The sequence below is a fragment of the Rhodopseudomonas sp. BR0M22 genome, assembly GCF_010907035.1.
Classification (GTDB): Bacteria; Pseudomonadota; Alphaproteobacteria; order Rhizobiales; family Xanthobacteraceae; genus Rhodopseudomonas.
The window spans coordinates 1-12,322 of the sequence record NZ_QUMK01000100.1 but is presented as its reverse complement, the minus strand read 5'-3'; the positions used below and the strand labels follow the sequence as shown (position 1 = coordinate 12,322).

Here is a 12,322-nt window from a genome sequence, read left to right as displayed (position 1 = left end):
GTCGGCGCCTCAGTCGGCTTCTCGCCGGTGGCTACGGTGCCGGTGAAGTTCATCGCCCAACGCGCCGGCACGGTGTTCCCCCCGGCCGACCTGTTCGTGCCGGACCACGCCGGCAGCCCGCCGTTCCGGCCTCCTCGCGTCTGATCTCTCGCTGACCGCCGCGCGAGCGTTTCGCCCGCGCCGATAAATGCTGCGTGCCGTTCGGCCGCGGCACGAGATCAGACACGTTTGGAGAATATGATGACTGCGAAATTCAGCACCGCCGCGGCCTGCGCCGCCGCGCTCACTCTGTTTGCGAGCGCCGCAATGGCCGGCGCGGGCGACTACGCCTTCGAGGCCACCAAGGCCGAAATGAAGAAAGGCGACGACGTCACCGTCGCGATCCGCCTCACCCACAAGACCACCGGCAAGCCGGTGGAAGGTGCCGTGATCTTCAAGACCCGCGTCGACATGGCACCGGACAACATGGCCGACATGGTGTCGCCAGTGACGGCGCTGCCGTCGCCGGAGCCCGGCGTGTACGCCTTCAAGACCGACCTGCCGATGGCGGGCCGCTACCTGATCACGCTGTCGGCGAAGGTCCAGGGCGAGCCCGAGACCGTCACCGGCAAGGTGATCGTCAAGGCGTTCAAGTAGGCGCAAGCGGCGCCGCAAGCCGCGGCGCCGTCGTCCCTCACTTCTCCCGACAATCGAACTGCGCCCTCGCGGCGCGCGACGGTGCACGTCATGGCTACACTGCTCTCACCATTCCTGCTGCTTCTGATCGGACTCTGTCTCGCGGCGCCTGCCGCGGCTGACGAGCGGTCGCCGCTGTACTACCGCGATCCATCCGGCGCGCCGCGCTGGTCGGCCGTGCCGGCGACCGACGCCCAAGGCCGCGCTTTTCTGCCGGTCTACGAAGCGGACGAGCCCTCGGTGCAACCGGCGCCGAAGCCGGCGCCCGATCTAACCCGCAAGATCCTGTACTACCGCAACCCGATGGGGTTGCCGGACATCTCCAAGGTGCCGAAGAAAGACTCGATGGGGATGGACTACGTCCCGGTCTATGAGGGCGAGGACAGTGCGGACGGCACGGTCAAGCTCTCCCCCGGCAAGATCCAACGCAGCGGCGTGAAATCCGAACCGGCCGAACGCCGCGCCCTCCATGTGCTGGTGAAGGCGCCGGGCGTGATCCAGCTCGACGAGCGCCGCGTCTCGGTGATCGCGATGCGCAGCGAGAGCTTCATCGAGAAGATCGCCGACGTCACCACCGGCAGCTTCGTCAAAGCCGGGCAGCCGCTGATGCAGATCTACAGCTCGGCAATCGCGTCGGCTGCCGCCGAATATCTGTCGACCATCAACTCGAAGACCACCGGCACGATCGAGGCGTTCGGCCGAGGATCGCGGCAGCGGCTGGTTAATCTCGACGTGCCCGAGGAAACCATCGCCGAGATGGATCGAAAGCGGACCGCGCCTGTGCGCGTGCAGTGGCGTGCACCACGCGACGGCATCGTCCTGGAGCGCAACGCCACCGAGGGCATGCGCGCCAATGTCGGCGATGTGCTGTTTCGGATCGCTGACATCTCAACGGTGTGGGCGCTGGTCGACGTCGCTGAACGCGATCTCGGCTCTCTCGCTGTCGGCCAGAAGGTAACGATCCGGGCGCGCGCCTTCCCGGATCGCGCGCTGTCCGGAACGATTGCGGTGATCTATCCGCAGGTCAATCGCGACACCCGCACCACGCGGCTGCGCGTCGAATTGGCAAACCCGGACCTGAAGCTGCTGCCGGACATGTATGTCGATGCCGAGATCGACATCGCCGGCAATGCACCGGCGCTGACGATCCCCACTTCCGCCGTGCTCGATAATGGCAGCCGCCGCATCGTGCTGGTGGACAAGGGCGACGGCCGGTTCGAGCCGCGGACGGTGACGCTCGGGCGACGAGGTGAAGGCGTCGTCGAGGTCAAACACGGCATCGACGAAGGCGAGGCAGTGGTCACCTCCGCCAACTTCCTGATCGACGCTGAGAGCAATCTGAAGGCCGCGCTGAAGGGCTTTGCCGACGGAGCGAACGCTCCCACCACCGAGCCGCAGGCGTCGTCTCAAAATCGCGCACACGACCACGCCGGAGCCCAGCCATGATTGCCCGGATCATCGCCTGGTCGGCACGCAACCTGTTGCTGGTGCTGTTCGGCACCGGCTTTGCGGCAGCCGCGGGCCTCTACGCCCTGCTGCATCTGCCGCTCGACGCGATCCCCGATCTCTCCGATACTCAAGTCGTCGTCTACACTGAATATCCCGGGCAGGCGCCGCAGGTGATCGAGGATCAGGTCACCTATCCGCTCACCACCGCAATGCTCACCGTGCCGAAGTCGAAAGTGGTGCGCGGCTTCTCGTTCTTCGGCGTGTCGTTCGTCTATGTGATCTTCGAGGACGGCACCGACATCTACTGGGCGCGGTCGCGGGTGCTGGAATTCCTCAACGGCGCCGCCTCACGCCTGCCGGCCGGCGTCGCGCCGAGCATCGGCCCGGACGCCACCGGCGTCGGTTGGGTCTATCAGTACGCGGTGATGTCGAAACAGCTGAACCTTGCCGACACCCGCTCGATCCAGGACTGGAATCTGCGCTTTGCGCTGGCCAAGGCCGAAGGCGTCGCCGAGGTCGCCAGCATCGGCGGCTTCGTCAAGCAGTACAATGTGGTGCTCGATCCGCAGCGGATGCGTGACCGCGGCATCACGATGGCGCGTATGCGCGAAGCGATCCGCGCCTCGAACGCCGACGTCGGCGGCCGCACTGTCGAGCTGTCGGAATTCGAATACGTGATCCGCGGCAAGGGCTACATCAAGGACATCAACGACCTCGGCAACATCGTGCTGAAGGCCAGCGGCGGCACGCCGGTGCTACTGAAGGACGTCGCGCGGGTCGAGCTCGGCCCCGACGAGCGCCGCGGCATCGCCGAGCTCAACGGCGAAGGCGAAGTCGCCAGCGGCATCGTGCTACAGCGCTTCGGCGTCAACGCGCTCGACGTCATCGAGCACGTCAAGAAGCGATTCCAGGAGATCGCCAGCAGCCTGCCGAAGTCGGTCGAAATCGTTCCGGTGTATGATCGCTCGACACTGATCTACAGCGCGATCGATACGCTGAAGCACACGCTGCTGGAAGAGAGTCTGGTGGTCGCCGTGGTGTGCATCGTTTTTCTGCTGCACGTCCGCAGCGCGCTGGTGGCGATCCTGATGCTGCCGGTCGGCGTGCTGATGGCGTTCGCGGCGATGAAGCTGCTCGGCCTCGGCTCCAACATCATGAGCCTCGGCGGCATCGCGATCGCGATCGGCGCCATGGTCGACGCCGCGATCGTGATGATCGAGAACGCCCATAAGCACCTGGAGCGCGCCGAGCTGGGCAAATCGCGCGTCGCGATCCTGATCGAGGCAGCCTCCGAGGTCGGACCGGCGCTGTTCTTCAGTCTCTTGATCATCACCGTTTCGTTTCTGCCGATCTTCACGCTGGAATCGCAGGAGGGGCGGCTGTTCGGACCGCTCGCCTTCACCAAGACGTTCGCGATGGCGGCGGCGGCGCTGCTGTCGGTGACGCTGGTGCCGGCGCTGATGGTGATCTTCGTCCGCGGCAGGATCGTGCCGGAGCACCGCAACATCATCAACCGCGCGCTGATCTGGATCTATCGTCCGGTGATCCGCGGCGTGCTGCGCGCCAAGACGCTGGTGATCGTGCTGGCATTGGTGGTGCTCGGCGTCTCGATCTGGCCGGCACGCCAACTCGGCACCGAGTTCATGCCTGCGCTCGACGAAGGCACGCTGCTCTACATGCCGACCACCCTGCCCGGCCTGTCGATCACCAAGGCCGCCGAGTTGCTGCAGATGCAGGATCGCATCATCCGCGGATTTCCCGAAGTCGCCTCGGTGTACGGCAAAGCCGGCCGCGCATCGACTGCGACCGACCCGGCGCCGACCGAGATGTTCGAGACGGTGATCAATCTCAAGCCGAAGGAGCAATGGCGCGACGGCCTGACCACCGACAAGCTGATCGCCGAGATGGATAAGGCGCTGCAATTCCCCGGCGTCTCCAATGCCTGGACAATGCCGATCAAGGCGCGGATCGACATGCTGTCGACCGGCATCCGCACCCCGGTCGGCGTCAAGGTGATGGGCACCGATCTGGCCGAGATCGACCGCCTCGCCAAACAGGTCGAACAGGTGCTGAAGACGGTTCCCGGCACATCCTCGGCCTATGCCGAACGCACCATCGGCGGCTACTACCTGGAGATCGTTCCGGATCGATCGGCTCTGGCGCGCTATGGGCTGGCGATCCAGGACGTGCAGGACACCATCGCCACCGCGCTCGGCGGCCAAACGGTGACCACGACGGTGGAAGGCCGGCAGCGCTTCACCGTCAACATGCGCTATCCGCGCGAGCTGCGGGACGATCCGCAAGGAATCGCCCGCGACGTGCTGGTGCCGCTGCCGGCCGGCGGCGCCGTGCCGCTCGGCGAGGTGGCGACGGTGAAGCCGGCGCGCGGCCCGACCGCGATCCGCACCGAGAACGGTCAGCTCGCGACCTACATCTATGTCGATATCCGCGACCGCGATCTGGGCGGCTACGTCGCAGATGCCAAGCAGGCGGTGCAGGCGGGCGTGAGCTTCCCGCCCGGCACCTACGTGACCTGGAGCGGACAGTACGAGTATCTCGAACGTGCCACCGCACGGCTGAAGATCGTGGTGCCGGTCACGCTCGCGATCATCTTCCTGTTGCTGTACCTGAACTTCCGCTCGCTGACCGAGACGCTGATCGTGATGCTGTCGCTACCGTTCGCGCTGGTGGGCGGACTTTGGCTGATGTGGGGGCTCGGCTTCGACCTTTCGGTGGCGGTGGCGGTCGGCTTCATCGCGCTGGCCGGCGTCGCCGCCGAGACCGGCGTCGTGATGCTGATCTATCTCGACCATGCGCTCGCCGCCGCCAAGGCGAAATGCGTGGCCGAGGGCCGGAGCCTGACGCAGCGCGATCTGCAGGGTGCGATCATGGAGGGCGCGGTCGAGCGCGTCCGGCCGAAGATGATGACCGTGGTGGCGATCATGGCCGGCCTGCTGCCGATCCTGTGGAGCAGCGGCACAGGATCGGAGATCATGCAGCGGATCGCAGTGCCGATGATCGGCGGCATGGTGTCGTCGACGCTGCTGACGCTGATCGTGATCCCGGCGATCTACGGGCTCATCGAAGGGTTCAAACTGAACCGCACCGCGAGCCGCCGCACCGCGGGAGCCGCGCTGCTGCCGGGAGAATAATCTCCCGGCAGCAGTCTCTATGGCTTTACGACACAGACGCCGGCCGCGGCTCGGGGCCGCGGCGGCGCAGGCCGCGCCAAGCCCGCTCGGCGAGCGGCAACAACCCGCGCGGGGTGGCGAGGATCACCACGATCACGACAACGCCATAGATGAAGTAGTGCAGCCCCGGCACCGCGCCGCCGAGCTGGCCGCGCAGCACCTCGCCGAGCGGCACCAGCAGCAGCGCACCGAGCGCCGGACCGAAGGGCCGGCCGAGCCCACCCACGGTAGCGAACAGCACGATCTCGATGGTGATGGTCGGCGTCGCCAGCAGATACGGATCGGCGAAAGTGAGGTAGCGCACATAGCAGGTGCCGACGATCGAGGTCAGCACCGCTGAGATCGTCATCGCGGTGATCTTGTGGCGCAGCACGTTGACGCCGATCGCCTGCGCGGCCTTCTCGTTATCGCGGATCGTGCGCAAATAGTAGCCGAGCGGCGCGTTGAGGATTGCGACGTTGACCAGCACGATGATCGCCGCCAGCCCGAGCATCACCCAGAACGCGCCGTGGCCGCCACCGAACTGGAACGCCAGGAGGTCGCCGGTGTCACGCGGCAGCAGCAGGCCCGAGGCGCCACCGAGGAATTCCCAGCCCTCGACAATGATCGCCCCCATCTCGGCGAACGCCAGCGTGATCAGCACGAACGACAAATGGCCGAGCTGGAACCGGAAATCGATCCAGGCGATCATCGCGCCGAGCGCGCCGGAGATCGCGGCGGCAATCACCAGCCCCGCCCACATGTTGATGCCGAACTTGAGCAGCAGCGCCGTCGACAGCATCGCGCCGGTGCCGATGAACAGGCTGTGCGCCAGCGAGATCTGGCCGGCCATGCCGCCGACGATGTTCCACGCGGACGCCAGCGCCACATAGACCAGCGCCAGGGTCAGAAGATGCAGATGGTAGCTGTTCAGTACCAGTGGCAGGCAGGCCGCGACGGCCAGCACGCCCCATAGCCAAGGCGACGCCAAGGTCTGGTAGAAGCCCTTGCCGATCATGACGTCCTCCAGGTCAGGCCCTGCGGCCGGAACAGCATGATCAGCACGAAGATCGCATAGGGCACCAACCGCCCGAGCGTATCCGACACGTAGATCTGGCCGAACGCTTCAGAGAGGCCGATCACCAACCCGCTCAGCATGATGCTGACGAAATTGGTCATGCCGCCGAGCACCACGACCAGCAGCGTGATCACCGTGTACTGCAGGCCCTGCGTCGGCGTGATCGGCGTGCCCGGCAGCAGCAGCGCCGCGGCGACCGCGAGAATCCCGACGCCGATCGCGAAGGTGACGACCTGGACACGGCCGACATCGACGCCCATCAGCGCCGCGGCGCGGGCATTCTGGTGCACCGCGCGGATCGAGCGGCCGAAATCGGTCGAGCGCAGCATCACGTACAACCCGATCGCCATCGCGAAAGCGACGACGAACGCGATCAGATGCGGCAGCCGCAACACGACATCGCCAAGGATGATCAGCTTGGATTCGACGATCGACGGCGTCCGCGCCGGCTGTCCGCCGAACACCATCAGGATGCCGTTCTGAATCACCAGGCTGAGGCCGAGCGTGAGCTGCACGATCATCAGGAACTGGTGCCCGGCCATCGGCCGTAACAGATAGCGGTAGACCAGGCCGCCGATCAGCGCCATCACCGGAATAGTGATCAGCGCCGACACGTAAGGATCGAGCGCGAATGCCGAGAACAGTGCCAGCGACATGAACATCGCCAGCGAGATGAAGTCGCCATGGGCGAAGTTGACGATGCCGGACACGCCGTACACCAGCCCCATGCCCAGCGCCAGCAGCCCGTAGGTGCTGCCGATCAGAACGCCTTGCGCCAAGGCCTGCCAGAACTCGCTCACATCATTCTCCTCACAGCCCCAGATAGGCCTGCCGCGTGCGCGGGTCGTTCTTTACAATGTCTGCGTCGCCTTCGACCGCGATCTGCCCGCGCTCGAGCACGTAGCAGCGCTGGGCGTGGCGTAGCGTCAGATTGAGATTCTGCTCGACCAGCAGCATGGTCAGACCATCCTTGTGCAGCTTGTCGATGATCTCGAAAATGTACTGCACGAACAGCGGCGACAGGCCGAGCGACGGTTCGTCCAGCATCAGGATGCGCGCTTCCGCCATCAGCCCGCGGCCGATCGCCAGCATCTGCTGCTCGCCGCCGGACAGCGTGCCGGCAGCCTGCGTCAACCGCTCCTTCAGCCGCGGAAACAGTTCGAGCACCTTTTCCATCTGCGCCGGCCGATGCGGCCGTGCGCGATCGCAGAAACCGCCGAGCAGCAGGTTCTCGCGGATGCTCATCTCCGGGAACACCAGCCGCCCTTCCGGCACCTGGATGATGCCGAGCTCGACGCGTTCGCGCGCGGTGGCGCGGGTGACGTCCTGGCCGTCGAACACGATGCGGCCAGCCATCGGCTGCACAATCCCCGACAGACAGTTGATCAGCGTGGTCTTGCCGGCATTGTTGGCGCCGAGCAGGCCGACGATCTCGCCGGCCGCGAGCCGCACCGAGACGTCGCGCAGCATCGGCGTGCCGCCATAGCCGGCGACCAGCCCTTCGACCTCAAGCATCGAGGTGCTCTCCGAAATATGCGTCGATGACTCGTTGGTCCTTGATGATCTCGTCCGGCGTGCCTTCGCCGATCTTCTCGCCGAAATTGATCACCACCATCCGGGTCGCCATCCGCATGATCACCGGCATGACGTGCTCGACCATCACGATGGTGACGCCGGACTGGTTGAGTTCGCGGATGATCTGCATCGGCGCTTCGGTCTCGGCCATGGTGAGGCCGGCCATCACCTCGTCGAGCAGGATGCACTGCGGATCGGTCGCGACGCATTTGGCGACTTCGAGCAGCTTCTTGTCCTGCAGCGACAGCGTCGCCGGCGTCTCGTCGAGCTTTCCGCCGAGCCCGACGCGGGTCAGCACGGCGGCCGCGTAGTCGATCGCCTCGCGGATCGGCCGGCGGGTCAGTGCCGCGGTGGTGACGACTTCGAGCGTCGTCATGTCGGCGAAGGTCTGAACGAGCTGGAAACTGCGCACCAGGCCGCGCCGCGTCAGCCGGTCCGGCGAAATGCCGGTGATGCGCTGACCGTCGAACCGCACCTCACCGCTCGACGGCGGCGCGAAGCCGGAAATCACGCTGAACAGCGTCGTCTTGCCGGCGCCGTTCGGCCCGATGATGCCCAGGATCTCGCCCTTCTCGACGCTGAACGACACGTCGTTCAGCGCGAGCAGGCCGCCGAAGCGCTTGCTGATATTGTCGACTTCGAGAAGGGCCACGGCCGGATCAGCTCTTGGGACGCGGAGCTGCCTGGGCGAACTCCTTCGGGAACACGACTTCCTGGCTCTGATCCGGCATCCACTGGATCATCATCGCCGAACCGTCGGTGAGCAGCCGATCGTCTGCGAACTGCAGTCCCTTCGGCTTGGCGATGTAGAGATGCGGGTCGCCGAACGGAATCTTGAAGCTCTTGAAGGCTTCGAGCAGCGCGTCGGGTTCGAGCGACTTGGCGTTCTCCAGCACCTGCTGCAGCACGCGCGCGCCCTGGGCGTATTGGACCGCGCCCTGGCCGATGCGATCGAGCTTGGCGACATCGCGCAGCTCGGCGATGATCTTCTGCATCGAATCCATCTTGGCGCCGGCGCTGAAGCCGGTCATGCCGAACAGATTGCGGGTCAGCACCGCCTTGCCGATCTCAGGCCCGAGATCCTTCCACAGCGACAGGTCCGAATAGCCGCCGGTGCCGCCGACGAACAGGCTGCCCTGGTAGTTGAGGTTGTAGCGAGCTTGATGCATCAGAATGCCGTCGCGCGGCGTCACCAGCCCGGTGACGACGTCAGGCTTCAGCGAGCGGATGCGGATCATCGCCGAGGTCTGGTCCTGCGCCTTGGTGTCGAGCGGCGCCTCGCCGATCACCTCGATGCCGCTCGCCTTCAGCTTCTCGACCAGGAACTTGTTGACCTGCTGGCCGGCCTCGTAGTTCGAGTAGCACATCACCGCGGTCTTGATCGCGAACTTGTCGTTGTCTCGCAACGACACGATGAAGTCGTGCATCGACTGGGCGTAGCCGCGATCATACGGATAGCCGAGCGAATACATGTAGGTCGACTTGGCGCCACCGGCCCAGATCGACAGCGTCGGAACCTTCAGCTCGTCGAGCACCGGCGTCAGCGCCAGCATCTGTGCGCTGAGGATGGTGCCGGTGAGCAGCGGCACTTTCTCTTCAGTGATCAGTCGGCGCGCTTCGGTCGCGGTCCGCGCCGGCTGGCTGGCATCGTCGGCCTGCAGCAACTGGATCTTGGCGCCGTCCTTGCTCTTGATGCCGCCGTTCTTGTTGATCTGATCGATGATATAATCGAACGCCGGCTTGCCTTCCTGCGCGTAGGCGGACAGCCCGCCGCTCATCGAATTGATCACACCGATCTTGATCGGCGCCGGCTCGGCGCTGGCGTTGCGAACCCAAGGCGCTGCGACCGTTCCGAGCATCAGACCAGTCGCACCGATTCCAAATGAACGTCGGGAAATGGACACGGGCGTTCCTCTTTGTTGTTCGTTACTGCTGCGAATTCGGCGGACTTATACGCAATGCTCGACGAAAGTCATCTCTAAACTCCGGCGAACTACATATTCGACAGGACGACCAGCCAGCGTTGTGGCGACGCGGTTTTCGCGCGTCGGCGAGCGCGCGACGCCCGAAGACGATCTCCGGCATTTTCCTGAATGCGGAATAAACTCGACTGCATCATCGAACGGTCGCGCAGCCGTTGTTGATGACGACGACATCGCGCTCGGCCACTTTGGCGCGGAACGACACTTGCGCCTCCGCATCGCTCCAGACTTCTGTGACGATGGTCTCACCGGGATAGACCGGCGAAGAGAACCTTGCCTGCATCTTGGTCAAACGGGTCGGATCGCCGTCGCAACACAACTCGACCAGCGCGCGGCACACCACGCCGAAGCTGCACAGCCCGTGCAGAATCGGCTTGTCGAAGCCGGCCTTGCGCGCCACTTCGGGATCGGCGTGCAGCGGGTTGTAATCGCCGGAGAGCCGATACAGCAGCGCGGCGCGCGGCGAGGTCGCAATCCGCAGCGATCGATCGGGCGCGCGTTCCGGCAGCGCGTGCGGCACCGGCAGCGGTCCGGACGGGCCACCGAAACCACCGTCGCCGCGCAACATCGTGGTCGCACTCAGGCGGCACAGCAGTTCGCCGGTCGCCTTGTCGACGACATCACGTTCCGACAACAGCACAGCGCCCTTGCCGGCGCCCTTGTCGAACAGGCCGGTGACGCGCGAGCGGCCCACCACCGTCGCTTTCGGCGGCAGCGGCTTGAAGATCTCGAAGCCCTGTTCACCGTGCAGCACCTTGCGCCAGTCGACGCCGGTCTCTTCGTTGCCGAGCCAGAATCCCGGATAGCCCAGCACCACCGACATCGACGGCAGCACCTGCAGATTCTGCTCGTAGACGTAGCGAAGCTGGCACGCATCGAGCGGCGCGTCGCCATAGCCGACGCCCAGCGCGTACAGCATGGTGTCGCGCTCGGTGTAGCTCTGCTCAATCTCGGGAATGGGCCAGTTGCGCAAGCGCGCGGGGTCGATGGGCATCCTTCCACTTCCTCTTGTTTTTGTGCAGCTTGCCACCCCGGCGACGGTCGCACAATATGCGAAATCGATTTTCGCACTGGCTACCCGCGGCCACGCCGCACGGAACACACCCTCATGGCGGCAAAGACAACCACGCACCGGACCACAACCGCCAAGCCCCCCACACCCGCGAGGGCCGCGAAACAATCCGCGTCGGCCGGTGCTGAAGATCGCGCACAGCGCCGGGTGGAACGTCAATCGCTGCAGCGGGCCGCACGCAGGCCGCGCGCGGATGCCGCCGACCGCGACGATGCCGGGGGCCGGCTGTTCGTCTCGGCGCTGGCGCGCGGCCTCGAAGTGCTCGGCGCCTTTCGCGCCGGCGACCGCGCGCTCGGCAATCAGGAACTTGCGGAGCGCACCGGCCTGCCGAAGCCGACGATCTCGCGGATGACGCACACGCTGATCCAGCTCGGCTATCTCACCTACGAGGCGCGCTCGGCGACCTATCAGCTCGGCGCACGGGCACTGGCGCTGAGCTACGCGGCGCTCGCCAATCTCGACGTCCGCAAGGCCGCATTGCCGTTCATGACCAAGCTCGCCGAAGACAGCCAGCTGCACGTCGGCCTCGGCACCCGCGAACGGCTGATGATGCTGAACATCGAGAGTTGCGAGAGCGACGCGCTGATCGGCCTGCGGCTGCCGCCGGGGTCGCGCGTGCCGCTCGCCACGACGTCGCTCGGCAAGGCCTATCTGGCGATGATCGGCGAAGATGAACGCCGCGCGCTGCTCGCCGAATTGCGCGACCATCACGGCGCCGAATGGCCGAAGATCGAAAAGTCGATCACCAAGTCGATGCGCGAGATGGCCCGGCAAGGCTTTTGCGTCTCGACCGGCGAGTGGCGGAAGGACATCAACGCGGTCGGCGCCGCGATCGTGCCACCGAACGGCGGCCCGGTGTATGCTCTGAGCTTCGGCGGCCCGGCCTACCTGGTGTCGCAGCAGCAACTGATCGAACACCACGGCCCGGCGCTCGCCCGCGCCGCCAAGGCGATCAGCGCGGCGCTGGGAGGGTAATGAACACTCATTATATGCGGTCGGGAGTTTGCCGACGGCCTCTCCCCGTCATTGCGAGCGAAGCGAAGCAATCCATCGTCCGGCGCACGGGAGCTGGATTGCTTCGTCGCTGCGCTCCTCGCAATTGTGCGAGTTCACTAATTCGTTGATCGCATGGTTTTGTCGGCGGCAAAGTCCTTCGGGGTTTTGCCGCCGAGGGCCTGGTGAGGCCGGAAGTTATTGTAATAGACCATGTATTCGAACAACTCGTTGGCGAAGTGGTCGAGGTTGTCGAAGGTGGCACCTTCGATCACGTCCTCGTCGAGCGTCCGCCAGAAGCGCTCGATTTTGCCGTTGGTCTGGGGGC

At 65.4% G+C, this 12,322-nt stretch carries 11 protein-coding genes; 4 read left to right on the top strand and 7 right to left on the bottom strand.

Annotated elements, in window-relative coordinates:
- The first annotated feature begins 240 nt into the window (after positions 1 to 240).
- The 3 genes from DY468_RS23210 (at position 241) to DY468_RS23200 (ending at position 5,276) form a co-directional block, all read left to right on the top strand.
- Positions 241 to 636, top strand: coding sequence for a FixH family protein (locus DY468_RS23210; protein ID WP_164607791.1), 396 nt, complete (start codon positions 241 to 243; stop codon positions 634 to 636).
- Positions 637 to 726: 90 nt separating this feature from the next.
- A complete protein-coding gene (locus tag DY468_RS23205) occupies positions 727 to 2,121 on the top strand; it encodes an efflux RND transporter periplasmic adaptor subunit (RefSeq protein WP_164607789.1) in 1,395 nt (464 codons plus the stop codon).
- Positions 2,118 to 5,276, top strand: coding sequence for an efflux RND transporter permease subunit (locus tag DY468_RS23200; RefSeq protein ID WP_164607788.1), 3,159 nt, complete (start codon positions 2,118 to 2,120; stop codon positions 5,274 to 5,276). The genes DY468_RS23205 and DY468_RS23200 overlap by 4 nt, the downstream gene beginning before the upstream one ends.
- Positions 5,277 to 5,301: 25 nt before the next feature.
- On the opposite strand, the gene DY468_RS23195 is transcribed toward DY468_RS23200, so the two are convergent.
- The 6 genes from DY468_RS23195 to DY468_RS23170 all read right to left on the bottom strand — a co-directional run bounded on the left by DY468_RS23195 (position 5,302) and on the right by DY468_RS23170 (position 10,923).
- Complete coding sequence (locus DY468_RS23195; RefSeq protein ID WP_164607786.1) at positions 5,302 to 6,312, bottom strand: branched-chain amino acid ABC transporter permease; 1,011 nt, start codon at positions 6,310 to 6,312, stop codon at positions 5,302 to 5,304.
- Entirely contained in the window at positions 6,309 to 7,172 is an 864-nt protein-coding gene (locus DY468_RS23190) for a branched-chain amino acid ABC transporter permease (RefSeq protein WP_164607784.1), read from the bottom strand. The genes DY468_RS23195 and DY468_RS23190 overlap by 4 nt, the downstream gene beginning before the upstream one ends.
- A 10-nt stretch (positions 7,173 to 7,182) precedes the next feature.
- Positions 7,183 to 7,887, bottom strand: coding sequence for an ABC transporter ATP-binding protein (locus DY468_RS23185; RefSeq protein ID WP_164607782.1), 705 nt, complete (start codon positions 7,885 to 7,887; stop codon positions 7,183 to 7,185).
- The gene (locus DY468_RS23180) at positions 7,880 to 8,599 is read right to left on the bottom strand and encodes an ABC transporter ATP-binding protein (RefSeq protein WP_110784754.1); all 720 of its coding nucleotides are present in this window, start codon (positions 8,597 to 8,599) and stop codon (positions 7,880 to 7,882) included. The genes DY468_RS23185 and DY468_RS23180 overlap by 8 nt, the downstream gene beginning before the upstream one ends.
- A gap of 7 nt (positions 8,600 to 8,606) precedes the next feature.
- On the bottom strand, positions 8,607 to 9,806 hold the full coding sequence (locus tag DY468_RS23175; RefSeq protein ID WP_205512643.1) for an ABC transporter substrate-binding protein: 1,200 nt from the start codon (positions 9,804 to 9,806) through the stop codon (positions 8,607 to 8,609).
- 256 nt (positions 9,807 to 10,062) lie between these two features.
- Positions 10,063 to 10,923, bottom strand: a complete 861-nt coding sequence (locus DY468_RS23170; protein ID WP_164607779.1) for a MaoC/PaaZ C-terminal domain-containing protein — start codon at positions 10,921 to 10,923, stop codon at positions 10,063 to 10,065.
- 225 nt (positions 10,924 to 11,148) lie between these two features.
- Between DY468_RS23170 and DY468_RS23165 the strand changes: the two genes are divergently transcribed.
- Positions 11,149 to 11,976 carry an IclR family transcriptional regulator gene (locus tag DY468_RS23165; RefSeq protein WP_349644326.1) on the top strand — a complete coding sequence of 276 codons (828 nt, stop codon included), beginning with the start codon at positions 11,149 to 11,151 and terminating at the stop codon, positions 11,974 to 11,976.
- A gap of 137 nt (positions 11,977 to 12,113) precedes the next feature.
- Here the strand turns inward: DY468_RS23165 and DY468_RS23160 are convergent.
- On the bottom strand, positions 12,114 to 12,322 hold a 209-nt coding region (locus DY468_RS23160), incomplete at its 5' end, for an integrase core domain-containing protein (RefSeq protein ID WP_164606053.1).